Here is a 25,380-nt window from a genome sequence, read left to right as displayed (position 1 = left end):
GTCAAGCGCTTGCGGCATTCACATGTTCCACATTTGTCGGCCATTCCCGCCTGCGCGGGAATGACGATGGTTTATACCTAATTGATTTAACAGTATAAATTTCGTGGTTAGAGATGCGTGAGTGCCGTCGGGGGCAAGTCCGGGGCGACGGCGAGGGGGGAATGGCTCTTGCGATCTCTGCTCAGGAGTTTAACAGATCGGTTAAACAAGCATGGGATTTGAGGATGCCGATGGAACGCCCGCGTATTTCGCTTGAGGGTCGCGTTGCCCTGATTACCGGGGCGAGTTCGGGGATCGGGGCGCATCTGGCGCGGGTGTTTGCGCGCGCGGGGGCCAAAGTCGTGCTGGGCGCGCGGCGGGTGGATCGGATTGCGGCGCTGGCGGACGAGATCGGCGCGGATGCGCTGCCGGTGGTGCTGGATGTGACCGATGAGGCTTCGATCATCGCCGCGTTCGATGCGGCAGAGGCGCATTTCGGGACGCCCGATACGGTGCTGGCCAATGCGGGGATGGCCGATGCGGGGCGTGCGCTCGATTTGTCGGCGGAGCAAGTACGGCGGGTGATCGATACCAATTTCACCGCCGTCTATCTGACCGCGCGCGAAGGGGCGCGGCGGATGATCGCCGCCGGGTCAAAGGCGTCGGGGCGCGGGCGGATCGTGCTGACCGGGTCGATTACCGCCGAGATGACCGGGCAGGGCGATTCCGCCTATGCCGCGAGCAAGGCGGCGGTGGTGCATCTCGGGCGGCAATTGGCGCGCGAATGGGCGCGGCAGGGGATCAACGTCAACACCGTGCAGCCGGGCTATATCCTGACCGAAATCGATGCCGACTGGTTCGCCACCGAGGGCGGCAAGGCGCAAGTCGGATCATGGCCGCGCCGTCGGCTGACTCCGATCGGGGCGCTCGATGATCCGATGCTGTTTTTCGCCTCGGACGCGTCCGCCTATGTGACGGGCGCGCACATCACTGTGGACGACGGGCAGTCGTTGTAAGCTCCGGGAGCGTTGCGGGGGTCATGACCTGGCCGAGCTTCTGCGGCTCGCCATCGGCGGGATACCACAGATAGAGCGGCACCCCGGCGGCGCCCGCATTGGTGAGGAAGCGGGTGATCGCCGGATCGCGCCGCGTCCAGTCGCCGACCAGCACGACCACCCCGGCCTTGCGGAAGGCGGCGGCCGTGGCGCTCGTTTCGATCGCGAGGTTTTCATTGACCTTGCACGACAGGCACCAGTCGGCGGTGAAATAGGCAAACACCGGATGATGCGCGGCGCGCGCGGCCTGGAGCGCGGCTTCGCTGAACGGTTTGGCGCCAATCACGCCGGCATCGTCGTGGCGGTCGGCGCTGGCGAGGCGCGGCGTGCCGATCGCGGCTGTCGCGGCCAGCACGGCGAGCACGGGCACGGACCAGCCGACCGCCCGGCCACGATGCTGCGCACGCCCGGCGAACGCCAGCAGCACGATCACGCCCGCCGCCAGCGCGACCGAGGCGGCCGCAAACGGGACGCCGCCCAGCCGCCAGGCGAGCCAGCCCAGCGCCAGTACGGTCAGCCCCATCGGCACCGCCATGGCATGGCGAAACCACACCATCCACGCACCGGGACGCGGCAAAAGGCGGCGCAGCGCGGGGATGAAGCCGATGCCCAGAAAGGGCAGCGCAAGGCCGAGGCCCAGCGCGCCGAACACCGCCAGCGCGGCGACCGTCGGCAGGACCAGCGCCGCGCCCATCGCCGCAGCCATGAACGGCCCGGTGCATGGCGTGGCGACAAAGGCGGCAAGCAAGCCGGTGCCGAATGCGCCCGCCACGCCATGCTTGCCCGGCGCGCCGCTCGCATAGGACAGGCCGGGAAGTTCATAGAGCCCGGCGAAATTGGCGGTGATTGCCACCGCCAACAGCAGCAGCACGGCGACAACGCCCGGATCCTGCAACTGGAACGCCCAGCCCACTTCGCTGCCCGCCGCGCGGAGCGCGAGCATGACGCCACCAAGCGCCAGACAGGCGAGGATCACCCCGGCGGAATAGGCGAGCGCCTCGACATGCGCATTGTGGCTGTTGCCGCGTGCCAGTGCGAGCGCCTTGAGGCTGAGGATCGGAAAGACGCAGGGCATGACATTGAGCACCAGCCCGCCCGCCAGCGCGCCGAGCACGGCGAGCCCAAGCAGGCGCCACGAAAAGGCGGGCGTTGGCGCGGCAAGCGGCATGCCCGCCGCCGGGACGGGCCCGGCCTGGGCGATCAGGCTGATCCCGCCCAGATCGCCGCCCGAGGCATCGTGGCCGAGCGACAATACCCCCGACAGGCTGGTCGGGCTTTCCGCCGAGGCAGCTTTGGAGCGCGCGAGTTCGATGATCAGCGTGTCGCCATTGCGGCTGAACGCCTGGGGCGCGGCATAGTCGACCACGCCGTCGGCGGCGATGAACAGGTGCGGATCGGCAATCGCCGCACGCGCGGGAAAGGGAATGGCCAGGCGATAGCCGGTGCGCGTGGCGGTAAAGCGCGCGGGTTGATCGAGCGGGGCGGGCAGCGCGGCGCGCCATGCCGTAAAACGCGGGTCAGCAGCCCCCGGCGCGCCGACCGTCACCGTGGTTGAGACTTCGGAGTCTTCGGGAACGCAGATCGCGGCGGTGCAGGCGAGCCATTGCGCCTTGGCGCGGATCGGCAAAACGGCGCCCGGAGTGGCATCGCGCGGCAGCGTCAGCGGGATCAGGATCGCGAAATCATGCGCATAGACATGGTTCATCAGCCCGGCGACGAGCAAGGTCTGCGGCACGGGGAATTGCAGGGCGGCCGCCGATGCCCCTTTGGGCAAGGTCCAGTCGAGTGTCGGGGCGAGCCCGGCATCGCCCGGATTCGACCAATAGCCGTGCCAATCCTTGTCCGGCTGCATCGCCAGCGCGAGCGTGATCGTCTCCCCCGGTGCTCCGCCGCGCTCGGCAATCAGCGTTGCGTGGATATGCGTTGGCCCGCCCGGCGTCGGGCTGTCGGCGCGCGCAGGGCTGAACGCCAGCAACAGCAACAGCGCGGCGATGAACCGGCAAAAGGGAAGCGTTTTAGACAGGGGGGATGACACGAACGGGATCTCTGGCGGCGGAGCGTGACAAAGGTGCAGGCCCCCTTGCACCGCGCGTTGGCGGAGGCCATCAGCGCAGGAGGATAAGTACCCGATTGCCTCGAGTCCAGTGACCTGAGTCCAGTGATCTGGTCCAGCGACAGACCCGCCAAGGAGCATCAAGACCCATGACCTTTGCCCGCAAGGCCATGCTGATTGTGGCCAGCATCGTACTGCCTCTGGCTCAGCCGGTTTTCGCCCGCAGCCATGATGCGCCCGCGCCGCAGGCTCCCGCGCCCGCGCCTGATGCGCCCAGGCTGGTGATCGCGATTGCCGTCGATCAGTTTTCGGCCGATCTGTTTGCCCAGTATCGGTCGCATTTTACCGGCGGCCTGGCCCGGCTGGCAAACGGCGCGGTGTTTCCCGCCGGGTATCAGTCGCACGCCGCGACCGAGACCTGCCCCGGCCATTCGACGATCCTGACCGGGATGCGCCCGGCGCACACCGGGATCATTGCGAACACCTGGATCGATCAGTCGGTCGCGCGTGCCAACAAATCGGTTTATTGCGCCGAGGACGAAACGAAGGCCGCTGCGCCGGGGGACTATGTCGCGTCGGTCGGGCATTTGCTGGTGCCGACGCTGGGCGAGCGGATCAAGGCGGTCTGGCCGACCAGCCGCAATATCGCGGTGTCGGGCAAGGATCGCGCCGCGCTGATGATGGGCGGGCATCGCATCGACGAAGTCTATTGGTGGAAAGGCAAGGGCTTCGTCACGCTCGAAGGCCAGACTGTGGGCCGGGTGGCGCTCCAACAGAACGCGGCGACGGGCGCCGTGCTCGCGGCGGGCGATGCCGGCTATGCCTTGCCCGACTATTGCGCCCCGCGCGATCACGCGATCAGCGCGGGCGCGGTGACGGTGGGCACGGGCCGTTTCGCGCTTCCGGCGGGCGATGCGAATCGCTTTCGCGCCTCGCCCCGGCTTGACCGCGCGGTGCTGGACCTGGCGACGCGGCTGGTCGATGCCGACCGGCTGGGGCGCGGGGTGTCCCCCGACGTGCTGGCAGTCAGCCTGTCGGCGACCGACTATATCGGCCATGGTTTCGGCACCGAAGGCGCCGAGATGTGCATTCAGCTGCACCAGCTCGATTCTGCGCTGGGCGATTTCTTTGCCGCGCTCGATGCGCGCGGGATCGATTATGGCGTCGTGCTGACGGCGGATCACGGCGGTTTCGACATGCCCGAACGCTTGCGCCAGCAGGCCCTGCCGCAGGCCGAGCGCGCCGACGTGGCGCTGTTGCCCAAGGCCTTGTCCGAGCGGGTGGGGGCAAAGCTCGGGCTCGATCCCGCCGGTCTGTTTCAGGCCGATGGCGCGGCAGGCGATGTCTGGGTGCGGCGCGACCTGACTGCGGCGCAAAAGGCGGCGGCGATGGCCGCTGCGCGCGAGGATTTGCTTGGCCATCCGCAAGTGGCGGCGGTGTTTGCGGCAGATGAGCTTGGGGCTACGCCGATGCCCAAGGGCTCACCCGAAACCTGGAGCTTGATCCAGCGCGCGCGCGCGTCGTTCTATGCGCCGCGTTCGGGCGATTTCGTCGTCTTGCTCAAGCGCGGCGTGATGGCCATGCCGGTGCCGGGGCCGGGCTATGTCGCCACGCATGGCAGCCCGTGGGATTATGACAGGCGTGTGCCGATCCTGTTCTGGCGCAAGGGGATGACCACTTTCGAACAGCCGAGCGCGGTGGAAACGGTGGACATTGCCCCGACGCTGGCGGCATGGGTCGGATTGAAGCTGCCGCCCGATACGTTTGACGGGCGCTGTCTTGATCTCGATGCCGGGCCCGGCACGACCTGCGGAGTGCAACCGTGAGCGAAGTTCTTTCGAGTGACGTGATCATCCTGGGCGGCGGCCTGGTCGGCATGACGCTGGCGATCGGGCTGGCGCGCGAAGGCATTGCCAGTGTGGTGGTTGATGCGTCCGATCCGGCGACCCAGACTGCCGACGGATTTGATGGTCGCGCCTCGGCGATTTCGACGGCGAGCTGGAACCTTTATACCAATCTCGGCATGGCCGAAGCGCTGGAAGCGCGCGGTTGCCCGATTGCGGCGATCGCGGTCAGCGACGCGATGAAGCCGGGGCGGATCGATTTCCGGCCCGAGGCAGGCGATGGTTCGCTCGGGCGGATGTTTGCCAATCGCGACTTGCGGCTGGTGATGTACGAGGTCGCCGCAGGCCTTGATCTGATTACCTTCCTGCCCAATGCGCAAGTCGTCGATCGCGAACGCGGCGCGCACGGGGTTGCGGTCACGCTGGCCGACGGGCGCGAGCTGAAAGGCCGCTTGCTGGTTGCAGCCGAAGGGCGGCGGTCGCCCACGCGCGACGAGGCCGGGTTTACTCCTGCGCGCTGGAGCTATCATCACCGCGCGATCATCGCCGGGCTGATCCACGAACGGCCGCACGACAATGTCGCCTGGGAAATCTTTTATCCGGCAGGCCCCTTTGCGCTTTTGCCGCTGCGCGATGATGACGAAGGGCGCCATCGCAGCGCGCTGGTCTGGACCGTGGCGGAAAAGGATGCCGCAGGCGTGCTCGGCTTGCCCGAAAATGCCTTTGTCGGCGAGATCACGCGCCGCATGGGCGACATTTTCGGGGCAGTCGCGCTGGCCACGCCGCGTTCGTCATACCCGCTCGATTTCCATCATACGGCAAAAGTGGCCGAACAGCGGCTGGTCCTTGTCGGCGATGCCGCGCACGGGATGCATCCGATTGCCGGGCAGGGGTTGAATCTGGGGCTGCGCGATGTGGCCGCGCTGGTCGAAGTCCTCGCCGAAGGGATGCGGCTCGGGCTCGATCCGGGCGATGCGCAATTGCTCAAGCGCTATGAACGCTGGCGCGCGCTTGACGGATTCATGGTTTCTGGCGCGACCGATGTGCTGACCCGGCTGTTCGGAATTCCCGGTCGGCTGCCTTCGGCGCTTCGTCGGCTGGGCATGGCCGGCGTCCAGCGCAGCCCCGCGCTCAAGCGGTTTTTCATGGACGAAGCGCGCGGGATGAGCGGAAAACTGCCCGCGCTGTTGCAGGCCTAGGGCCGGTGTGCCGTGCCGGTTTGAGCCGGTGCAGTTTGAGCCGGTGCAGTTTGAGCCGGTGCAGTCGGGGCTGACGTCGGGGCCGGGGTCGGGATCGGCGCAACGGTCGGCGTCGACAGCGCGGCGCTTTCGATCTGGTCGAGCGCACGTTCGGTGGCCACCCAATCGCGGGCATGGGCCAGCCAGTCGGTCGCCGCGTCTTTGCCCGGCAGGCGTTCGACTTCGGCAATCGCCAGATCGACCCGCTCTCCGGCGAGGGCGGCGCGGGCGCGGGCGAGGCGGCTTTCCGGCGCGGGCGAGGGCATGTCGTCGTGGCGGATGATGAACAGGCCGCCGATCTGGCGCGAGAGCCAGTCGCCAATGCCTTCGTTGGCCGGGCCGCCCGACAGGCGTGGTTGCAGCTTGATGAATTCTTCGGTCAAACCGCTGATCGTGACCGGCTTTTGCGCGGCGGCGACGATTTGATCGACGGCGGTCGGCTGCGTGTCGCCAAAGCGGACGCGCAGCGCGGTTTCAAGATAGCCGAGCGGTTGGCCGCGTTCGACGGCGCGGCGCGCGGCAAAGGCGACCAGCACGGCTTCGGCGCGGCTTGCCTGGCCCGAGGCGGAGATTGCCTGCTGGTTGAGCTCGGCCAGCCGCTGTTGCAGCGCAGTCAGGCGCGCGGTGGCGTCGGCCAGGGCGGCATTGGTGGCGATCAGATTGCCCTGTGCGACGATCGCAGCGGTTGTGCCGCCGGGCGCTGCGCTGGACGAGGTGGCGGGGGCAGAGCCGAGCATTGTGCTGGCCTGGGGCAATGCCGTGCGCAGCCAGCCGGTGTGCCAGCCGTACCACGCGCCGCCTGCCAGTCCCGCCAGGATGAGCGCGGCAAGCGCGACGGCCGGGCCGCGCCGGGGTGATCGCGATGGCGGGCGCGAATCGACCATCGGGCTGAAAGTCATTTCCTGCATCCGTGTTTTTTCGCTTATACGTTGCCCCGAAGTCACACTGTCTGGCACATTTGTCGCGCCAAGGAAAGCAGAGCTTCATCGTCGGGTCTTTGCGCAATACCAACGCGTTCCCAATTTTCCCCGGCTGCGGCGCCGATTCGCGGGGCAAGGCAGGCCAGCGCGATCTGTCTGCGCGGCAGATCATGCGCGGTGCATTGCTCGGCAAACCATCGCGCCGCTTCGCCGGAATGGAGCAAGGCCAGCACCGGTTCGCGCCTGATGCAATCAATCGCGCTCTGCGCCAGCGGCTGCGGTTTGGCCGTATAGACCACGACATCGACGATTTCGACGCCCGCCGGTGGCGCGAGCGGGACATGCGCCGCGCCCGCCAGCCGCAAATAGCGCCCCTGCGCCAAGGCGCCGACCATGGTCTGAAGCCCGCCGCTGCCGGTGTCGGCGACGCCAAAGCCTGCCTTCAGCGCCGCGCGCGCGGTCGTCGGGCCGACGGCATGGACCGGCACGGCGCGCAAAGTGTCGAGCAGTGGCCCGCCATGGGCAAAGACCGCCGCGCTGCCGATCAGCAAGCCGTCCCATGGCACGGCATCGGGCAGGGCCCAGTCAAGCGGCGCATAGACGAACAGCGGGGCGGCATGGACATGAAGCCCGTGGGCATGGGCGGCGCGGCATGTGGCGGTGTTGCCCGGTTCGGGGCGCAGAACGAGCACCGGACGCTGATGAACCGGGTGCATCGCGATCAGCCTGCGCCGTTGAAATGGGCGCGAATCGACGGGGGGGCGCGGTCGAGCAAGTCGGCGGCCAGCCGGGCGGCTGCTTCGGGATCGCTCAACGGCACGGTCGCTTCGCCGGTAACGCGGTGTGCGCCATCGGGGCTGAACAAGGCGGCGGTCAGGTGCAGCGCGTCGCCCGTGTGCCGGGTCAGCACCGCGATCGGGCTGTGGCAGGTGCCGCCAAGGCCGGTCAGCAGCGCGCGTTCGGCGCGAATCGCGGCATGGCTCGGGGCGTGGTCGATGGCGGCGAACAGCCTGCGCAAATCATCGCGCGCGGCCAGGCATTCGATACCGATCGCGCCTTGCGCCGGGGCGGGCAGCCATTCGTTCGCATCGAGCGGAGCGCCGATCGCGCGCTGGTTCAGCCGTTCGAGACCGGCCGCGGCAAGCAGGGTGACATCGGCCTCGCCGCGTTCAAGCTTGGCGAGGCGCGTCGCGACATTGCCGCGAAACGAGACAACCGTCAGATCGGGCCGGGCGTGGAGCATTTGCGCGGCGCGGCGCGGGGCACTGGTGCCGACGCGGGCGCCTGGCGGAATGGCGGCGATGCTGTCTGCGCCGACCAGTACGTCGCGCACATCGGCGCGCGGCAGGACCGCGGTGATCACCAGGGTTGCCGGGCGCAGCGTTTCGACATCCTTCATCGAATGGACCGCCGCATCGATTGTGCCGTCGGCGAGCCAGTGGTCGAGCTCCTTGGTCCACAAGGCTTTGCCGCCGATTTCGGCGAGCGGACGATCCTGGATGCGATCACCGCTGGCGACGACAGGGACGAGCTCGACCGCCGTATCGGGCCAGCCGTGCGCGGCGCAAAGGCGCGCGCGGGTTTCTTCGGCCTGGGCCATGGCGAGCGGCGACTGGCGCGTGCCAAGGCGGACGGGGCGCGACGGGAAAGGTGTGGCGCGAACGCCAGCGTTCGACGAGGGTGTCAGTGTGTCTGTCATGCGCCGCTTGCCGTACCCGCGATTATCTCTAAGGGAAAGCTCCCCATGGCTCTGATCCTCGGCATCGAATCCTCGTGCGACGAAACCGCAGTGGCGGTGATCGATGATCGCGGCGCAACGCTGGAAGCGCGCGTCGTCGCGCAGCGCATTGCCTCGCAGGATGCGGCGCATCGGCCCTATGGCGGGGTGGTGCCGGAAATCGCGGCGCGCGCGCATGTCGAAGTGCTGGCGCCGATGGTCGCCGCGACGCTGAACGATGCCGGGATTACGCTCGATGCGATCGATGCGATTGCAGCGACCGCCGGGCCGGGGCTGATCGGCGGGGTCATGGTCGGGCTGGTGACGGGCAAGGCGCTGGCCATGGCGGCAGGCAAGCCGCTGATCGCGGTCAACCATCTCGAAGGGCATGCGTTGTCGCCGCGTCTGGCCGATCCGACGCTGGCCTATCCCTATCTCCTGTTGCTGGTGTCGGGCGGGCATTGCCAGGTGCTCGAAGTGCGCGGACTGGGCGATTATCGCCGCCTGGCGACGACGATCGACGACGCTTTGGGCGAAGCCTTTGACAAGACGGCCAAGATTCTCGGGCTCGGCTATCCGGGCGGCCCGGCGGTCGAACGGCTGGCGCGCGAGGGCAATCCACACGCCGTGCGCTTGCCGCGTCCGCTGGTGGGCAGCGGCGAGCCGCATTTCTCGTTTGCCGGATTGAAAAGCGCCGTGTTGCGCGCGCACGAATCCGGGCAATATTCGGCTGCCGACCTGGCCGCCTCGTTTCAGCAGGCTGCGATCGATTGCATCGTCGATCGGACGCGGATTGCGCTTGGTGCGAGCGGCCCTGTCACGGCGCTGGTGATTGCAGGCGGGGTCGCGGCCAATCAGGCGTTGCGGGGCGCGCTGGAGGGGCTGGCTGCCGAGGCCGGTTTGCCGCTGGTCGCGCCGCCGCCGGTATTGTGTACCGACAATGCGGCGATGATCGGCTGGGCCGGGGCGGAGCGGTTTGCCCTGGGGCTGATCGATCCGCTCGATGTCGCGGCGCGGCCGCGCTGGCCGCTCGATGTCGATGCGGCGCCTGTGCGCGGCGCGGGGGTAAAGGCATGACGGGCGCGGTCGGCGTCATCGGGGCGGGGGCATGGGGCACCGCGCTGGCGCAGATGCTGGCGAGCGACGGGCGCGATGTCGTGCTGTGGGCGCGCGAGCCGGCGATTGTCGACACGATCAACACGACCCGTGCCAATCCGCTTTATTTGCCCGGCGTGACGTTGCATCCGTCGATTCGCGCGACAGGCGCGGCGGACGAGGTGGCCGGGCTGGGCGTGGTTCTTTTGGTGACACCGGCGCAGGCGATGGGCGCCGTTCTGGATGTGCTGCCCGATCTGGATGGCGATCTCGTGCTGTGTTCCAAGGGGATCGAGGCGGGCACCGGCCGCATGATGGTCGATGTCGCGCGCGCGGCGCGACCGCGTGCCGGGATCGCCGTCCTGTCGGGGCCGACGTTTGCGCACGAAGTCGCCGCCGGACTGCCGACGGCGGTAACGCTGGCCTGTGGCGACGGCGAAGCGCAATGGCGTCGGCTGGCGCCGGTGATCGCGCGGCCCAGCTTTCGCCCTTATTATTCGCACGACCTGATCGGCGCGGAAGTCGGCGGCGCGGTCAAGAATGTGCTGGCGGTGGCCTGTGGCGTGGTCGAAGGGCTGGGGCTCGGTCAAAACGCGCGCGCGGCACTGATCAGCCGCGGTTATGCCGAAATGGTTCGCTTTGGTCTGGCTTTCGGCGCAGAGGCAGAAACGCTGACCGGCTTGTCGGGGCTGGGCGATCTGGTGTTGACGTGCAATTCGATGTCGAGCCGCAATTTTTCATTGGGCAAGGCGCTGGGTGAAGGGGCGGATGCGGCAAGTCTGCTGGCCGACCGGCGCACGGTTGCCGAAGGGGCCTTTACGGCGCCGGTGCTGGCGGAATTGGCGCGGGCGCGCGGAATCGGCATGCCGATTGCCGATGCGGTCGCGGCGCTGGTATCGGGGGCTGTCCCGGCGCGGGCAGTGGCCCATGCCTTGTTGGCAAGGCCGCTGCGGTCGGAACTGGACTGCTTGATGATGACGGGGGAGCCGGGGCTTGGCTAAGGCGATTGCCGGCGGACTGGATGGCACCGTGCCCCACGGGGCAGGGGCAGCTTTGCCTGCCGTTCATGGTGAGGCCTGTCACGTCGAAGTCAGCCCCTTCGATACGGATGGCGAGGGCGATATTGCCGCGCTGGCCAAAGGCGGACGCACCAATTTCTTTGGCTTTCTGATTCGCCTCGTCGCGCGGATTCCCTTTCTGTTCATTGCCAGCCGACTTTACGGCGCGAGTGCGCTCGGGCGCTTTGCCTCGGCGCTGGTGATGGTCGAATTCGCCGGCCAGATGGCGACGCTGGGGCAGAAGCGCGGGCTGGCGCAGCGGCTTGCCGAAACCGCCTGGCCCGAAGCCGGCCATCGCGCCGGTCATGTGCAGGATCCCGACGCGGCGGCCCATGCCGTGGCTGACGCGCTGCTGGTCACCACGCTGCTCGCAGGGGCGATGTCGGTGCTGATCTGGCTGTTTCCCCAATCGATGTATCCCAAAGGCAATTTCAGCCAGGCCGAGCGACTGCTGGTCCTGGCGGTGTGGGCCATGGCGGTCGGTGACATCGCGCTGGCTGCGCTGGCATTCCGCTTTGACGTGGCAACGACGGTGCGCGCGCGTGCCGTCGTGGAGCCGTGGACGCTGTCGATCACGGCGGGGCTGGCCTATTTCGTCTATCCCGAAGGCGGGCTGGCGCTTGCCTATCTCGCGTCGGTCGGGGCGGCGACGGCGGTGGCGCTGGTGGCGTTGGTGCGGGCTTATGGCCTGCCGCGCCGTTGGCGGCCGCGTCCGCTGGCGCTGTTGCGATTGGCCGTGCGCAATATGCCGCTGGCCGGGGCCGACGCGGTGGAATGGGGCACGCGCAAGATCGACGTGTTTATCCTGCGCTTTTTCATCGGCGAGGCGCCGCTCGGGATCTATTACTTCGCGCAGCAGTTCGCCTCGCTGCCGCAGAAGCTGAAGACCAGTTTCGAGCCGGTGCTGGGCCCGGTGATCACGCGCAACGTGCGCGCACACAATATGCCCGCAATCGCCGCGCAAGTGTGCCAGGTCGGCTTCTGGATTACCGCTGCGCAGGCCGGGATCGCGCTGGCTCTGGCCATTCCGGGCGCGGCACTGATGGGGCTGGGCGGGCCCGATTTCGTCGGCGGCACGCTGGCGCTGTTCTTTCTGCTGGCGGCGGAAGTCGTCGCGGCGACGGCTGTGGTGAGCGAGGCGGCGCTGATCTATGTCGCGCGCATGCGCAATTTGTGGATCAGCCTCGGCACCATCGTGATGCAGGGCGCGCTGACCGTGGGGTTCATTCTGGCCGGAAATCGCGCGGGCATGACCTCGGTCGGGGAATCGGCGCTGGCGGCGCTGGCGATGGCTTTGGCGCTGGGGACGAGTTCGCTGCTCAAATCGCGCTTGCTGGCGCGCATTCTGGGCGAACCGATCAACAATTGGCGCTGGGCGCTGATCTGGGCGGCGGTCCCGGCGATCGCGGTCGGCGCGGTCGCGCACCTCTTGCCCGAATGGGCGGAGCTTGTGCTGGGCCTGCCGGCGATCCTCGGGGTCTATTGCCTGGTGATCTGGCGCGTCGGGTTTGGCCCGGAAGACCGGGTGTTGTTCCGCAAGGATCCGGTTTGACGCATGCCCGATTTGACCCATGCCCGATTTGACCCATGCCCGATTTGACCCATGATGGAGTGTTGACATGATCGCGTGGATCGAAGCCAACCCGCTGTTTGCCGCGGGGGCGGTGCTGGTGCTGCTGGGGCTGCTCTGGCTCCTGGCTACCCGGCGCAAGCGCCCGGCGCCCCGGCGCGAATATCGCGATGTCCTGTCCGAAGGCGCGGGGCCGGCGCAGCGCAACACCGCCCTGATCGATGCGCCGCCTGCGGCGGCGATCGTTCCGCCGGTTGTGGCGGAGGCGCCGGTGGTGGCGGGCGGCGATGATCTGACGCGGATCAAGGGCGTCGGGCCAAAGCTCAGCCGCTTGCTGGGTGAACTGGGCGTGACGAGCTATGCGCAGATTGCCGCTTGGACCGATGCGGATCTGGCCGCGATCGATGCCAGACTGGGCGCGTTTGCCGGACGACCGACGCGCGATTCGTGGATCGAACAGGCGACCCTCCTCGCGGGCGGCGATACCGCTGATTACGAAGCTAAATTCGGCAAGCTTTAGCTTTTTTTCGAGGCGTGGCAGCGGTGGACCACATCGCGCGCCGCATCCCCGGTGCTGACCTTGATCAGGCCTCCGCCGGGCAGCGTGCCGGTGAAGGGGCCGGTGAAGACGTCCGTATTGGTGTCGGCGCCGTCCATGCTGCCCTGCCAGATATAGCCGCGCGTGCCCGGCACCTGTGTCGCGTCGACCGGCACGCGCACGATCCGCTTGGGCCCTTCGATGGCGAACAGCGCACCCGCGCCGAGCTCGGCGGGGATCGGACGGGTAATGACCAGCCGACCCTCGGTGCAGGCGAGCGTCAGCAGGGGGCCTGCGCCGGACACGCCAAAGCGGGCGGTTTCTCCATCTTTTGACCAGGTGGCCTTGCCGTCGGCGTTGGCGGGCAAGGGGGGGGCAGGCAAGGGATCGGCGGCGGGCAGCGCCACACGGTGCGCATCAAGTGGCCCGGCGTCGCCCTGCGGTTGCGGCGCGGGGCGCGAACAGGCGGCAAGAGCGATCAGGGCGGCGATGGCAGCGCAGTGGCGAACCCGGTGCAAGTTATTCACAAGGCTTGCTATAGGCAATGATCGCAGGTGTCGGCAAGTCCGGGTCATTTGCCCCATTTGCGCTGCGACTTGCCATAGCGGGTCTTGCGCGTGCCGGGTTTGCCTTCGTTGCTGCGGCCGACGATCGGCGCCTTATGGTCGCCTTCGGGCAGGCCGAGTTCGCTGGCTTCGAGGCGGCGGATTTCGTCGCGCAAGCGGCCCGCTTCCTCGAATTCGAGATCGGCGGCGGCGGCGCGCATGCGCTTTTCGAGATCTTCGATATACGATCGCAGGTTGTGCCCGACGAGATTGTTGTGATCGTCGTCTTCGATGTCGACCAGCACACTGTCGCGGCTCGCGGTGTCGGCCATGATGTCGGCAATGCCGCGCTTGATCGTCGCGGGCGTGATATTGTGTTCTTCGTTATAGGCCTGTTGCCGGGCGCGGCGGCGGTCGGTTTCGGCAATGGCGCGTTCCATCGATCCGGTCATGCGGTCGGCATAAAGGATCACGCGTCCGTCGACATTGCGCGCGGCGCGGCCGATCGTCTGGATCAGACTGGTTTCGCTGCGCAAAAACCCTTCCTTGTCCGCATCGAGAATGCACACGAGGCCGCATTCGGGAATGTCGAGCCCTTCGCGCAAGAGGTTGATGCCCACCAGCACGTCATAGACCCCGCGCCGAAGATCGCGGATCAGCTCGATGCGTTCCAGCGTTTCGACGTCGGAATGCATGTAGCGCACGCGAAGCCCCGCCTCGTGCATGAATTCGGTCAGGTCTTCGGACATGCGCTTGGTCAGCGTGGTGACCAGCGTGCGATAGCCTTGCTCGGCGACCTTGCGGCATTCGTTGATGCAGTCCTGCACCTGATCCTCGACCGGGCGGATCAGCACGGGCGGGTCGATCAGCCCGGTCGGGCGGATGACCTGTTCGGCAAACACGCCGCCGGTCTGATCCATTTCCCAGGTGCCGGGCGTGGCTGAAACCGCGACCGTCTGCGGGCGCATCGCGTCCCATTCGTTGAAGCGCAAGGGGCGGTTGTCGATGCAGCTCGGCAGGCGAAAGCCATATTCGGCGAGCGTCAGCTTGCGCCGGTGGTCCCCGCGCGCCATCGCGCCGACTTGCGGCACGGTCTGATGGCTTTCGTCGATGAACAGCAGCGCATTTTCGGGCAAGTATTCGAACAGGGTCGGCGGCGGCTCGCCCGGCAGGCGCCCGGTGAGAAACCGGCTGTAATTCTCGATCCCCGCGCACGATCCCGTGGCGGCGATCATTTCGAGGTCGAAATTGGTACGCTGTTCGAGCCGCTGCGCTTCGAGCAGGTGCCCTTCGCCGGTCAGTTCCTTCAACCGTTCGGACAGTTCAAAACGGATCGCGTCGGCGGCCTGCTTCATCGTCGGGCCGGGGGTGACATAGTGCGAATTGGCATAGACGCGCACTTTGTCGAGCCGGGCGCCGCTCTTGCCGGTCAAGGGATCGAATTCGGCGATCTCCTCGATCTCGTCGCCGAAAAAGCTGATGCGCCAGGCGGTGTCTTCGTAGTGCGAGGGAAAGATTTCGAGGCTGTCGCCGCGCACGCGGAACATGCCGCGCGCAAAGGCATGATCGTTGCGCTTGTATTGCAGCGCGACGAGCTTGCGGATCACTTCGCGGTTGTCGGCGCTGTCGCCCTTTTTCAGGTCGAAAATCATCGCCGAATAGGTCTCGACCGAGCCGATGCCGTAAATGCACGACACCGAGGCGACGATGATCACGTCATCGCGTTCGAGCAAGGACCGCGTCGCCGAATGGCGCATGCGGTCGATCGCCTCGTTCACCGAGCTTTCCTTCTCGATATAGGTATCGGAGCGCGGGACGTAGGCTTCGGGCTGATAATAGTCGTAATACGAGACGAAATATTCGACTGCGTTGTCGGGAAAGAAGCTCTTGAATTCGCCATAGAGCTGCGCGGCGAGGATCTTGTTGGGGGCGAGGATCAGCGCCGGGCGCTGTAATTCCTCGATCACTTTGGCCATCGTGAAGGTCTTGCCCGATCCGGTGACGCCGAGCAGGACTTGCGTGCGATCCCCATCGCGCGCGGCGGAAACCAGCTCGGCAATCGCGGTCGGCTGATCGCCTGCGGGCTGATACTCCGACACCACGCGAAACGGCCGCCCCCCTTCGGACTTTTCCGGCCGCTGCGGCTTGTGCGGGACGAATGTGCCCGAAGTATCGGGCTCGGCAAGGCCCCTGCGGATGACGAGTTCGGCCATGGTGTTTGCGTGGATTTCCGGGTGTGGGACAGACGACTGTGCCGAATATGGGCGTTCCTGTCCCGTTCCGCAATCGGGCGTGGGGGGCGGGGGCATTTTCGCGAGGGCGTCGGTGGCGGGGGGCGTGCGTCAGGGAGTAGCGGGGGCGTAAAAATTTGGCGCTTGCGGAGATTTCTGACATCAATTTGAAACAATCTGAAATGTGTGGCGTTCATCGTGGGTTGATCCCAGTACGGGCAGCTTATGGTGATGACCCAACGACTTTCTCTTTCCCTGCCGCGAGTCGCGGACCGTGATCTCGGCGGTATGCTGCGCGATGCGTCTGCGCGTGTGGCGGACTGGCGACGCGAAATCGCGAAGCGCGGGGCGCTGGCGTTTCAGGCGCGGCCGAGCGAGGCGCGCGGGCCTGCGTTGCCGCGGCTGCTGAGCGAATTGAAGACGCCCTATGAATTGTGGAGCGCGGGGCGGGTGGAGCGGCGCGAGCCTTCGATCGTTCCACCGCCCGGTGTGTCGCGCCCGGTCATGCTGTTGCCCGGGTTCGGCACGCATCCGGTGCGGATGAAGGGGCTGGCGCATGCGCTCGAGAGCGCGGGGCACCGGGTTTCCGATTGGGGGCTGGGCTTCAATTTCGGGCCGAGCGCGGATCGGTTTGACCGGCTGTGCGAACGCGTGGTGACGCTGGCGCGGCGCGAGGGGCAGCCGCTGGTGCTGGTCGGATGGAGCCTTGGCGGTCTGTTCGCGCGCGAGATTGCGCATCGCCATCCCGAGGCGGTGGCGATGGTGATCACCATGGGATCGCCATTTTCGGGCGACCGGCGGGCAAACAATGCCTGGCGCGCCTATCAGGCGATTACCGGGCATGCCGTCGATGCGCCGCCGGTGGGCGAGCGCTGTTTCGGAGCGAAGCCGCCGGTGCCGACGATCGCGCTGTGGAGCCCGCGCGACGGGATCGTTTCGCCGCGCAGTTCGTGCGGGCGACCGGGCGAGCGCGATCGCGCCGTGGCGTTGCGGTGTACGCATCTGGGCTTTGCCGGGCATCCCGAGGTGGCGCGCACGGTGGTTTCGCAGATTACCACGCTCGATCGGGGGGAATAAGCCCGCCCACGCATTGAGATATGGAACTGTTTTTTCAGAAATATCCGCTCGTCCTGAGCCTGTCGAAGGACGCGCGTGGCGGTTGGTCGGGTGATGCGGCAAGTGCGCGGCGCAGGCCTCGGTGCGCGTCCTTCGACAGGCTCAGGACGAGCGGACCTGTTTGATTTGCCTGCATGAAATATGCATAGTTGAGATGCGTGAAGGCCATAGCCCTCAGGGGCGGGGCTAATTGCCGCTTGGCAGGTCGCGTTTTCCCGCGTCATAGTTCTTCGGCATAGGCGGGAACAGGGGATGGCATGGATCAGTCGGTAGCGGTCGATGGCGCGGGCGTTTTGCGTCGCGCCGGCTGGCGGATCATCCCCTTGCTGGGCCTGGCCTATATGGTCGCGTTCATGGATCGGTCGAACATCAGTTTCGCCGCCAGGACGATGAATGCCGATCTTGGCTTTTCGGCGACGGTCTATGGCATTGGCGGGGGTGTGTTTTTCCTGTCCTATGCGCTGTTCGAAGTGCCGTCGAACATCCTGCTCGAACGCGTCGGCGCGCGGCGGTGGATCGCGCGGATCATGATTACCTGGGGGATGCTCGCCGCCGCGATGATGCTGGTGCACACCGCCTGGCAATTTTACGTGCTGCGGTTTTTGCTCGGGCTGGCCGAGGCCGGGTTCTTTCCGGGGGTGATCTTTTACCTGTCGCTGTGGTTTCCCAAGGCGGCGCGGGGGCGGGCGATCAGCCGGTTTTACATCTCCGGGCCGCTGACCCGCGTGGTGATGGGGGTGGTCTCGGTCTGGTTGCTGGCGATGAACGGCGCGGGCGGGCTGAAGGGGTGGCAATGGCTGTTTCTGGTCGAAGGGCTGCCCGCCGTTCTGGTGGGCATATTGGTGCTGTGGCTGCTGCCCGAAGCGCCGCATAAAGTCGCCTGGCTGAGCGCGGCGGAAAAGGACTGGCTGGCGGCGCGACTGGCCGAGGATGCGGGGCCGGTGCGCGAGCATGGGCATCTGTTGCGCGCGCTGCGTCTTCCGGTGGTGCTCCTGCTGGGGATCGTCGGGTTTCTGACGACTTGCGCCTATTACACGTTTACCCTGTCCGAGCCGCAGATCCTGGGCCAGGCAACCGGGTGGCCGGTCGCTTCGGTTGGCTATCTGGTCTCGCTGGGCGGATTGGCGGGGGCGGCGGGGATGCTGTTTACCGGCTGGACTTCGGACCGTCTGGGCACGCGCATGCCGTTCATGGCGGGCAGCACGGCTATGGTCCTTCTGGCCTATCTGCTGTTTGCCGCAGGTGGCGGGCGCGCGACCGGGCTGATCGCCTATGGCTGTTATGTCGCGTGCTGGGGCTCGGTGACGCTGTCGGTGTGGATGGCGTGTACCGATCTGGTGGCCCCGCGCGACATGGCGGTGGCAACGGCGATGGTCAATGCGATGAGCCAGGCGGGCGCCTTTGTCGGGCCGATCGTATGGGGCATGGCGCGCGATGCCACGGGCAGCTTTCGTGCCGGGTTTTGGGGGCTGGTTGCGGTGCAGGCGCTGGCGCTGGTGTTTGTGGGGGCGCTGGCGCGCACTCGACGCAGACTCGTCACACAGTGATCCTGGTCAACCAGTTTGGTGGAAATTCCCCTAAAAGGGCGTTGCCGCGATCCGCTCCGGCTGAAAAGGGTAGGGCCAGATCACGTCATGCACAGATGGAACGAACCGATAATTTTGCAGTTGCAACGGGCCGGCTTGCCGGGTGGGCAAACCTGTGCGAGCAACGGGGTGCATAAGGGACGTGCATACGGGATGAGCCTATGAACCGAACCTCGTCCTCGTCGTATGACGAGATGCTTGAAGCCGATGGCACGGTGCGCCCTGCTTATGCCGGGTATCGCCAGTGGCTCGATGCACAAGCGCCCGGCCTGTTGAAGCGCAAGGGTATCGAGGCAGAGGCTTTTTTTCGGCGAACCGGGATCACGTTCAACGTCTATGGCGCTGCCGATGCCGAAGAGCGGCTGATCCCGTTTGACTCGGTGCCGCGGATCATCACCGCGAGCCAATGGCGCAAACTGTCGCGCGGGATCGAGCAGCGGGTGCGCGCGCTCAACGCCTTTTTGCACGACCTTTACCATCGTCAGGAAATCGTCCGTGCCGGGCGCGTGCCCGAACGGCTGTTGCGCGACAATGCCGCCTATCTTGCGCAGATGGCCGGGTTCACGCCGCCGGGCGGGGTCTATACCCATATCGTCGGGGTCGATCTCGTCCGCACCGGCGAAGACGATTTCATGGTTTTGGAAGACAACGCGCGCACGCCTTCGGGGGTCTCCTACATGCTGGAGAACCGCGAGACGATGATGGCGATGTTTCCCGAGCTGTTTACGCAGGTGCGCGTGCGCGAGGTATCGGACTATCCCCGGCGGCTGGCGCGCAGTCTGGCCGCCTGTGCCCCGGCGGCCTTTGCCGGAGACAAGCCGAGGGTCGCCGTCCTGACGCCGGGCATTCACAATTCGGCCTATTTCGAGCATGCTTTCCTGGCCGATCAGATGGGCGCCGAGCTGGTCGAAGGCAGCGATCTCAAAGTCGAAGGCGGGCGCGTGGCCATGCGCACGACCAAGGGCTGGCAACCGGTCGACGTGATCTATCGCCGGGTCGATGACGATTACCTCGATCCCTTGTCGTTCAATCCGCAAAGCGTGCTCGGCGTTGCCGGGATCATGGACGTCTATCGCGCTGGCGGGATCACCATCGCCAACGCGCCGGGCACGGGCATCGCCGATGACAAGGCGATCTACAGCTTCATGCCCGAGATCGTCGAATTCTATACCGGCGAAAAGCCGATCCTGGCCAATGTGCCGACCTGGCGCTGTTCGGAGCCCGATGCGCTGGCCTATGTGCTCGACAATCTGGCCGAGCTGGTGGTCAAGGAAGTGCACGGGTCGGGCGGCTATGGCATGTTGATCGGGCCGACATCGTCGAAAAAGGAAATTGCCGCATTCGCCGCAAAGCTGCGGGCGCGGCCGGACAACTATATCGCCCAGCCGACGCTGTCGCTGTCGACCGTGCCGATCTTTACCAAGGCGGGGCTGGCGCCGCGCCATGTCGATTTGCGCCCGTTTGTTCTGGTCAGCCCGCACGGCGTAGACATCACCCCGGGGGGGCTGACCCGCGTGGCGCTGAAAAAGGGCTCGCTGGTGGTCAATTCGTCGCAAGGCGGGGGGACCAAGGACAGTTGGGTGCTGGATGATTGATCAGGGGTTCGGAGCGCGGGTGAGCACAACATGCTAGGCAGGTCGGCAAACGGGATTTTCTGGCTGTTCCGTTATCTTGAGCGGGCGGAAAACACCGCCCGGCTGATCGAGGCGGGATTTCGCATGGCGTTGACCCGCGACAGCGGCGCGGCGAGCGAGGAATGGCGCAGTGTATTGATCACACTGGGCATGCAGCGCGCCTATGCGGCCCGCCATGGCGAAGAGATCACCGGGCCGCACGTGTTCAACTTTGTCCTGCGTGATCGCGACAATCCCGCGAGCGTGCTGGCGATGATCGAAATGGCGCGGACCAATGCGCGCATGGTGCGCACCGGGATCACGCGCGAAGTCTGGGAAGCGGTCAACGAAAGCTGGATGAAGCTGAAAGAGGTGCTGGCGAGGCCGGTGACCGAAACGCGGCTGGGCGATGTGCTCGATGCCATCCGCCGCCAGGCGACGCTGGTGCGCGGCGCGATGGAAGGCACGATGTTGCGCAACGACATCTATGATTTCGCCGGGATCGGCACGTTTGTCGAACGCGCCGATAACACTGCGCGCATTCTCGATGTGAAATACTATGTCCTGCTGCCCAGCCTGTCGGCGGTCGGGTCGAGCCTCGACAATGTCCAATGGGAAAACGTGCTGCGTTCGGTGGCGGGTGAGCGGGCCTATCGCTGGCTCAACGCGGGGCAAATGGACCCGCGCGGAATTGCGTCATTCCTGATCCTGGACAAGCGGTTTCCACGCAGTCTGGCGTTTTGTTATGCCGAATTGTCGGGTCATCTGGCCTATCTGGCGCGCGAATACGGGTTTGAGACAGAGGCCCATGCCATTCAGCGAGCCAGCGAGGCGCGCCTTTCGGCGCTGACCATCGAGGCGATTTTCGAGCAGGGGCTGCATCAGTTCATCGGCGAATTTCTCGCCTGCAACAACCGGCTCGCGCAGCAGATTCAGCGCGATTACCGGTTTGTCGAATAAGGGAGGTGAAACCTGTGCGCCTGGCGATCGACCATGTCACCACGTACCACTTCCCCGGCCCTGTGCGGCAGGGCCTGCAACGGCTGCGGCTGACCCCGGTGACATCGCCGGGGCAGACGGTGATCGCCTGGGACATCGAATGCGAAGGTGCGCATGTCGAAGTCGGCTATGACGATGAAAACCTGAACCGGGTCACGCTGGTCGGGATTGTACCCGGCGCGCGCGAACTGACGATCCGGGCGCATGGCCTTATCGAAACACGCGATGAGGCGGGGGTGTTCGGGCGGCATATCGGCTATTTGCCGCTGTGGCACTTTACGCGCGCAACGCCGCTGACGCGCGCGGGCGCAGGGATTGCCGCATTGGTCGACGGGCTGAACGGCGATGCCGCGCATGACCGGCTGGCGACGTTGCATGCGCTGACCGCACGGGTGCGCGAGGCGGTGGTTTATGCGCCGGGGCATACCGATGTCGCGACCACGGCCGAAGGCGCGCTGACGGCGGCGCGCGGTGTGTGCCAGGATCAGGCGCATGTTTTCATTGCGGCGGCGCGCACGCTGGGCATCCCGGCGCGCTATGTCAGCGGCTATCTGGCGATGGACGAGCGCGAGGAACAGGATGCCGGGCACGGCTGGGCCGAAGGCTTTGTCGAAGGGCTCGGCTGGGTCGGGTTTGACGTTGCCAATGCGGTCTGTCCCGACGCGCGCTATGTCCGCGTTGCCTCGGGGCGCGATTATGACGAGGCCGCGCCGATCAAGGGGCTGACTTATACCGTCCCTGTCGGCGATGAGGCCAAAGATGTCGAACGGATGACGATCACGCTCAGCGTGCGGGCTCTGGCGACGGCCTGATCAAGGGCGCGCCTGACTTCCGGGGATTGTCGGTTTTGCGAATCGGTCAACCGGGGCTAAGGGCAGCAGCCATGACCGGGGCTGGAACCATCTGATGACGTATTGCGTGGGCATGATGCTCGATGCCGGCCTCGTGCTGATGAGCGACACCCGGACCAATTCCGGCGTCGACAACATCTCGACGTTTCGCAAGATGTTCAGCTGGCACGTGCCGGACGAGCGCGTGATCACGTTGATGACATCGGGCAATCTGGCGACGACGCAATCGGTGATCAGCCAGCTTGAAGAACGCAACAAGGTTCCGGGCGACAGGCACCCCTCGATCCTTGAGGCGCCGACGATGTTTCAGGTCGCCAGCGAAGTCGGGCGGATGTTGCGCCGGGTGATCGAGGGGCCGGGTGAATTGCCCGATCCCGAGGCCGGGCCGCAGGCGGAAGGCGCGCGCTTTACCGCCTCGATCATTCTGGCCGGCCAGATCAAGGGCATGGCACCGCGCCTGTTCCTGATCTACCCCGAAGGCAATTTCATCGAGGCGAGCTTTGACACGCCGTTTTTCCAGATCGGCGAGACGAAGTACGGGCGACCGATCCTGTTGCGCGGCTATGACCGGACGATGCGGTTCGAAGATGCGGTCAAGCTGTTGATGGTTTCGTTCGATTCGACGCTGGCGGCCAATCTGTCGGTCGGGCTGCCGCTTGATCTCATGGTGATCGAGCGCGACCGGCTGGCCCCGATTCACCAGCGCCGGATCCTTGCCGACGATCCCTATTTTCGCGCGATCTCGCGCGGGTGGGGCGATGCCTTGCGACGCGCGTTTCAGTCATTGCCCGCCTATGATCTTGAGACCGGCGGGCTCGGTGGCGAGGGTGGCGCGCCAATATCCTGATCCGGTGCGATCCGGGTTTGTAAGTATAGGTACTCAGGATAATTGCTTAGCCAAATTGGTTAGCGCATTCAGGCTATCGGAAAACCTTCGACTCATACATCGCTGCGCATAAGCACGTATGGCCGAGCCCGGCCCGCTGCGGAAAAGCTTTGCATTTGCAGACGTCTCCGTATCGGAGGCGAATTCCCTAAGGATTGTGCGGTATAACCTCTGTGATGGTCGAAGGGTTGGGTTCGTAATGAAACTAACCCCATTGGCGTAAAGCCATGAAACACTGGTTTAAGAAAAACCATGATCGACCGCGTCACCCTGCACATCCTCGATGGCGATTCAACCCGCCGCGCGCAGCTCGCCCGCCTTGCCTTCGCGGCAGGGCACCATGCCGAGATTTATGCCAACACGGACGAGCTGCTATCGCACGCTCCGTCCGGTGGGCTGGTTCTGGCGCATGATGATCCGCCTGGCGAAGGGATCGCCTTGCTGATCGCGGCGATGATGCGCGCAGGGCAATGGTTGCCCGTTATCGCGATTGCCGAAACCCCCGATACTGGCGACGTTGTTCGCGCGATCAAGGCCGGCGCGCTCGATTATCTCGCCGTGCCACAGCAGATCGCCCCGCTCAACGAAGCCATTGCCCGCGCCTCGCGCGAGGCAGAGACCCACCGCGTACAACGGGCCCGCGCCGCCGAGGCGCGTCAACGCATCGCCCGGCTCAGCTTGCGCGAGCGTGAAGTGCTCGATCGCCTGGCTGAAGGATGCAGCAACAAGGCGATCGCCCGCGATCTCGAAATCAGCCCGCGCACGGTCGAAATTCACCGCATGAAAATGATGGGCAAGCTCGGCGCCCGCCATGCCGCCGAGGCCGTGCGGTTGCGCATCGAGGCAACGGGGCTGGACGCCGCCTGATACCGCGAAGGGCGCTCGGCCGATCGGAGGGCGCCCTCCGATCGGCCGAGCCCGTTTTTTGGGGATCAGTGGCAGATCGGTCGCTGGGTGCCGACTTCGAGGTGAAAGTGATCGTGGTGCGCGATGTTGTAATCGGGCGTCAGCACGATGGCAAAGCGCTTGCACGCGCTGGTGCGGACCACACGCAGGAAATTGCGTTCTGCCGGGGTCCCGTCTGACCAGTTGCCCTTGACCGAGATGCGGCGTCCGTCGGCGAGGACGAAAGCGGCGATGTCGACTGCGTTGGCAGTGGCATGCGCGCTGCGATGGTCGGTTCCGGCGACGTTGCGGCAGTTATAGCTGCCGAATGTATCGATCCGTGCCAGCGGGCTGCCCAGCGTCAGGCGCGCGGCGCGATCGACGCCAAACCGCGCCCAGCCTTCGAGCGCAGAGGCGAGCGAGCAGGTCACCGGGCCCATATTGGCCAGTTGCAGATGCGCATCGTCGCTGCGCAGCCACGACAGGCGCACCGTGTTGATCGTCGAGCAACCGGCGCCGAAATACTGGTCGGGCAGGGGGGTGAAATTGACCTGGCTCTGGCCCAGGCTGGACAGGCATTGCCGTCCGCTCGGGCTGGGAGCAATCCGGGCCGTGGATCGCTGCGGTGTGGCATGGTGCGCCGGGCTGCCGACGCAGGCGGACAGCGCCATCGCGCCAGACACAGCGAGCCATCGGCGGATCGCCAAACGCGGTGCTGGGCCGCGACGCGGAGTCGGAGCAGTGCTGACCATGGCTTATCCTTTGCGCAACTATGGTCAATAAACCCTTTCCGGTCAGTCAGGATTCTTGCGCATTCGACTCAAATTTCGCGCGTCTGGGCGTATTTTTCCGGTTCGCGCGGTTTGCCTGCCCGATTATCAAGCCTCTTCGCGTTTGGGCTTCGGCCCTCGCTTCTGCGGCGCGAGCGTCAGGCCGGTACGCGCCTCCATGTCCGCCAACCATTCGGGCGAACCGATCGGTCGGCCGATACTCTCCGCTTTGCGCAAGGCGGCATACGTCAGCGCTTCATCGAAATCCTGCCCAAGGAAAGCGGCAAAATCGCCGACCCGCTCCAGCGCGGGCGCAACATCGACGACATGATCACTGTGCCCCGCGATCAGGGCGCGCGTGCTCGACCAGGGCCAGTCCTGTGCCTTGCGCACCAGCCCCGCGCGCACCGGATTGAGCGCAACATAGCGCAGCGCGGTGACAAAGTGCGCCTCATCCATGGCTACCGAACCGAACCGCCCCTGCCACAAATGCCCCGTCGTCCGGCGACGCGCATTGATGAACCCAGTGTACCGGCGGTGCAAATCGCCAAAGGTTCGCCACAAGCCATCCTCGTCCTGGGGGCAAAGGATGATGTGCACGTGATTGGGCATCAGGCAATAGGACCATATTTTCACTTGCGCCCGATCCGCAGCCGCGGCCAGCATATCGAGATAGAGCGCATAATCGCCATCCTCGAAGAACGTCGGCTGCCGCCCATTGCCCCGCTGGGTAATGTGGTGCGGGATGCCGGGAAGGACGACTCGGGGTAAGCGTGCCATGCCTTTCGGATAGTCTGGATTGGGGATTTAGTAAAGTGTCACCGTAACCCC

General features: G+C 65.9%; 22 protein-coding genes. 14 read left to right on the top strand and 8 right to left on the bottom strand.

Annotated features, from left to right (window positions below; genetic code table 11):
* Positions 1-224 precede the first annotated feature (224 nt).
* Entirely contained in the window at positions 225-995 is a 771-nt protein-coding gene (locus AQZ50_RS19105) for an SDR family NAD(P)-dependent oxidoreductase (RefSeq protein WP_369801444.1), read from the top strand.
* Here AQZ50_RS19105 and AQZ50_RS19100 read toward each other — a convergent pair.
* Positions 967-3,069 carry a protein-disulfide reductase DsbD family protein gene (locus AQZ50_RS19100; RefSeq protein ID WP_067749034.1) on the bottom strand — a complete coding sequence of 701 codons (2,103 nt, stop codon included), beginning with the start codon at positions 3,067-3,069 and terminating at the stop codon, positions 967-969. The genes AQZ50_RS19105 and AQZ50_RS19100 overlap by 29 nt on opposite strands.
* Before the next feature lie 167 nt (positions 3,070-3,236).
* On the opposite strand from AQZ50_RS19100, the gene AQZ50_RS19095 reads away from it, so the two are divergent.
* Together AQZ50_RS19095 and AQZ50_RS19090 are read left to right on the top strand one after the other, a co-directional pair.
* Positions 3,237-4,913, top strand: coding sequence for an alkaline phosphatase family protein (locus AQZ50_RS19095; protein WP_067749031.1), 1,677 nt, complete (start codon positions 3,237-3,239; stop codon positions 4,911-4,913).
* Between the two features lie 50 nt (positions 4,914-4,963).
* Entirely contained in the window at positions 4,964-6,130 is a 1,167-nt protein-coding gene (locus AQZ50_RS19090) for an FAD-dependent monooxygenase (protein WP_231730421.1), read from the top strand.
* Here AQZ50_RS19090 and AQZ50_RS19085 read toward each other — a convergent pair.
* Genes AQZ50_RS19085 through hemC form a run of 3 tightly spaced genes read right to left on the bottom strand, consistent with a single transcriptional unit; the run spans position 6,127 to position 8,788 of the window.
* Positions 6,127-7,077 carry a hypothetical protein gene (locus AQZ50_RS19085; protein WP_067749025.1) on the bottom strand — a complete coding sequence of 317 codons (951 nt, stop codon included), beginning with the start codon at positions 7,075-7,077 and terminating at the stop codon, positions 6,127-6,129. The two genes, AQZ50_RS19090 and AQZ50_RS19085, sit on opposite strands and share 4 nt — an antisense overlap.
* A 32-nt stretch (positions 7,078-7,109) precedes the next feature.
* Positions 7,110-7,805 carry a uroporphyrinogen-III synthase gene (locus AQZ50_RS19080; protein ID WP_067749022.1) on the bottom strand — a complete coding sequence of 232 codons (696 nt, stop codon included), beginning with the start codon at positions 7,803-7,805 and terminating at the stop codon, positions 7,110-7,112.
* Between the two features lie 5 nt (positions 7,806-7,810).
* Positions 7,811-8,788, bottom strand: coding sequence for a hydroxymethylbilane synthase (gene hemC / locus AQZ50_RS19075; protein WP_082703812.1), 978 nt, complete (start codon positions 8,786-8,788; stop codon positions 7,811-7,813).
* Between the two features lie 45 nt (positions 8,789-8,833).
* On the opposite strand from hemC, the gene tsaD reads away from it, so the two are divergent.
* The 4 genes from tsaD to AQZ50_RS19055 all read left to right on the top strand — a co-directional run bounded on the left by tsaD (position 8,834) and on the right by AQZ50_RS19055 (position 13,049).
* The gene (gene tsaD, locus AQZ50_RS19070; RefSeq protein ID WP_067749017.1) at positions 8,834-9,883 is read left to right on the top strand and encodes a tRNA (adenosine(37)-N6)-threonylcarbamoyltransferase complex transferase subunit TsaD; all 1,050 of its coding nucleotides are present in this window, start codon (positions 8,834-8,836) and stop codon (positions 9,881-9,883) included.
* On the top strand, positions 9,880-10,902 hold the full coding sequence (locus AQZ50_RS19065; protein ID WP_067749014.1) for an NAD(P)H-dependent glycerol-3-phosphate dehydrogenase: 1,023 nt from the start codon (positions 9,880-9,882) through the stop codon (positions 10,900-10,902). Before tsaD ends, AQZ50_RS19065 begins: the two co-directional genes overlap by 4 nt.
* Before the next feature lie 121 nt (positions 10,903-11,023).
* The gene (locus AQZ50_RS19060) at positions 11,024-12,511 is read left to right on the top strand and encodes a lipopolysaccharide biosynthesis protein (RefSeq protein ID WP_197412565.1); all 1,488 of its coding nucleotides are present in this window, start codon (positions 11,024-11,026) and stop codon (positions 12,509-12,511) included.
* A gap of 67 nt (positions 12,512-12,578) precedes the next feature.
* Complete coding sequence (locus AQZ50_RS19055; protein ID WP_067749009.1) at positions 12,579-13,049, top strand: hypothetical protein; 471 nt, start codon at positions 12,579-12,581, stop codon at positions 13,047-13,049.
* On the opposite strand, the gene AQZ50_RS19050 is transcribed toward AQZ50_RS19055, so the two are convergent.
* Positions 13,046-13,594, bottom strand: coding sequence for a hypothetical protein (locus AQZ50_RS19050; RefSeq protein ID WP_231730420.1), 549 nt, complete (start codon positions 13,592-13,594; stop codon positions 13,046-13,048). The genes AQZ50_RS19055 and AQZ50_RS19050 overlap by 4 nt on opposite strands.
* Positions 13,595-13,638: 44 nt before the next feature.
* Positions 13,639-15,825, bottom strand: coding sequence for an excinuclease ABC subunit UvrB (gene uvrB / locus AQZ50_RS19045; RefSeq protein ID WP_067749006.1), 2,187 nt, complete (start codon positions 15,823-15,825; stop codon positions 13,639-13,641).
* Positions 15,826-16,074: 249 nt separating this feature from the next.
* Between uvrB and AQZ50_RS19040 the strand changes: the two genes are divergently transcribed.
* From AQZ50_RS19040 to AQZ50_RS19010, 7 genes are all read left to right on the top strand, one after another.
* Complete coding sequence (locus tag AQZ50_RS19040; RefSeq protein WP_369801443.1) at positions 16,075-16,920, top strand: esterase/lipase family protein; 846 nt, start codon at positions 16,075-16,077, stop codon at positions 16,918-16,920.
* A 296-nt stretch (positions 16,921-17,216) separates the two neighbouring features.
* Entirely contained in the window at positions 17,217-18,506 is a 1,290-nt protein-coding gene (locus AQZ50_RS19035) for an MFS transporter (protein WP_067749000.1), read from the top strand.
* 200 nt (positions 18,507-18,706) lie between these two features.
* A complete protein-coding gene (locus tag AQZ50_RS19030; protein ID WP_067748997.1) occupies positions 18,707-20,140 on the top strand; it encodes a circularly permuted type 2 ATP-grasp protein in 1,434 nt (477 codons plus the stop codon).
* Positions 20,141-20,170: 30 nt separating this feature from the next.
* Entirely contained in the window at positions 20,171-21,118 is a 948-nt protein-coding gene (locus AQZ50_RS19025) for an alpha-E domain-containing protein (protein ID WP_067748994.1), read from the top strand.
* A gap of 5 nt (positions 21,119-21,123) precedes the next feature.
* Complete coding sequence (locus AQZ50_RS19020; protein WP_231730419.1) at positions 21,124-21,969, top strand: transglutaminase family protein; 846 nt, start codon at positions 21,124-21,126, stop codon at positions 21,967-21,969.
* Positions 21,970-22,063: 94 nt separating this feature from the next.
* The gene (locus AQZ50_RS19015) at positions 22,064-22,855 is read left to right on the top strand and encodes a proteasome-type protease (RefSeq protein ID WP_067748988.1); all 792 of its coding nucleotides are present in this window, start codon (positions 22,064-22,066) and stop codon (positions 22,853-22,855) included.
* 291 nt (positions 22,856-23,146) lie between these two features.
* Positions 23,147-23,761, top strand: a complete 615-nt coding sequence (locus AQZ50_RS19010; protein ID WP_067748985.1) for a response regulator transcription factor — start codon at positions 23,147-23,149, stop codon at positions 23,759-23,761.
* A 65-nt stretch (positions 23,762-23,826) separates the two neighbouring features.
* On the opposite strand, the gene AQZ50_RS19005 is transcribed toward AQZ50_RS19010, so the two are convergent.
* Together AQZ50_RS19005 and AQZ50_RS19000 are read right to left on the bottom strand one after the other, a co-directional pair.
* Entirely contained in the window at positions 23,827-24,531 is a 705-nt protein-coding gene (locus tag AQZ50_RS19005) for an extensin family protein (RefSeq protein WP_067748982.1), read from the bottom strand.
* 126 nt (positions 24,532-24,657) lie between these two features.
* Positions 24,658-25,329 (bottom strand): transposase, encoded by a 672-nt coding sequence (locus AQZ50_RS19000; protein ID WP_067748979.1) that lies wholly within the window; start codon positions 25,327-25,329, stop codon positions 24,658-24,660.
* Positions 25,330-25,380: the final 51 nt, after the last annotated feature.

Source organism: Novosphingobium sp. Fuku2-ISO-50 (assembly GCF_001519055.1).
Classification (GTDB): domain Bacteria; phylum Pseudomonadota; class Alphaproteobacteria; order Sphingomonadales; family Sphingomonadaceae; genus Novosphingobium.
Note: the sequence above shows the minus strand (reverse complement) of the source record. Positions and strands in the feature narration are given on the sequence as shown.

Coding starts and splice junctions, on each gene's coding strand:
- AQZ50_RS19105 (WP_369801444.1), top strand. CDS start 225: ATGCCGATGGAACGCCCGCGTATTTCGCTTGAGGGTCGCGTTGCCCTG.
- AQZ50_RS19095 (WP_067749031.1), top strand. CDS start 3,237: ATGACCTTTGCCCGCAAGGCCATGCTGATTGTGGCCAGCATCGTACTG.
- AQZ50_RS19090 (WP_231730421.1), top strand. CDS start 4,964: ATGACGCTGGCGATCGGGCTGGCGCGCGAAGGCATTGCCAGTGTGGTG.
- AQZ50_RS19085 (WP_067749025.1), bottom strand. CDS start 7,077: ATGCAGGAAATGACTTTCAGCCCGATGGTCGATTCGCGCCCGCCATCG.
- AQZ50_RS19080 (WP_067749022.1), bottom strand. CDS start 7,805: ATGCACCCGGTTCATCAGCGTCCGGTGCTCGTTCTGCGCCCCGAACCG.
- hemC (WP_082703812.1), bottom strand. CDS start 8,788: ATGACAGACACACTGACACCCTCGTCGAACGCTGGCGTTCGCGCCACA.
- tsaD (WP_067749017.1), top strand. CDS start 8,834: ATGGCTCTGATCCTCGGCATCGAATCCTCGTGCGACGAAACCGCAGTG.
- AQZ50_RS19065 (WP_067749014.1), top strand. CDS start 9,880: ATGACGGGCGCGGTCGGCGTCATCGGGGCGGGGGCATGGGGCACCGCG.
- AQZ50_RS19055 (WP_067749009.1), top strand. CDS start 12,579: ATGATCGCGTGGATCGAAGCCAACCCGCTGTTTGCCGCGGGGGCGGTG.
- uvrB (WP_067749006.1), bottom strand. CDS start 15,825: ATGGCCGAACTCGTCATCCGCAGGGGCCTTGCCGAGCCCGATACTTCG.
- AQZ50_RS19040 (WP_369801443.1), top strand. CDS start 16,075: ATGACCCAACGACTTTCTCTTTCCCTGCCGCGAGTCGCGGACCGTGAT.
- AQZ50_RS19035 (WP_067749000.1), top strand. CDS start 17,217: ATGGATCAGTCGGTAGCGGTCGATGGCGCGGGCGTTTTGCGTCGCGCC.
- AQZ50_RS19030 (WP_067748997.1), top strand. CDS start 18,707: ATGAACCGAACCTCGTCCTCGTCGTATGACGAGATGCTTGAAGCCGAT.
- AQZ50_RS19025 (WP_067748994.1), top strand. CDS start 20,171: ATGCTAGGCAGGTCGGCAAACGGGATTTTCTGGCTGTTCCGTTATCTT.
- AQZ50_RS19015 (WP_067748988.1), top strand. CDS start 22,064: ATGACGTATTGCGTGGGCATGATGCTCGATGCCGGCCTCGTGCTGATG.
- AQZ50_RS19010 (WP_067748985.1), top strand. CDS start 23,147: ATGATCGACCGCGTCACCCTGCACATCCTCGATGGCGATTCAACCCGC.
- AQZ50_RS19005 (WP_067748982.1), bottom strand. CDS start 24,531: ATGGTCAGCACTGCTCCGACTCCGCGTCGCGGCCCAGCACCGCGTTTG.
- AQZ50_RS19000 (WP_067748979.1), bottom strand. CDS start 25,329: ATGGCACGCTTACCCCGAGTCGTCCTTCCCGGCATCCCGCACCACATT.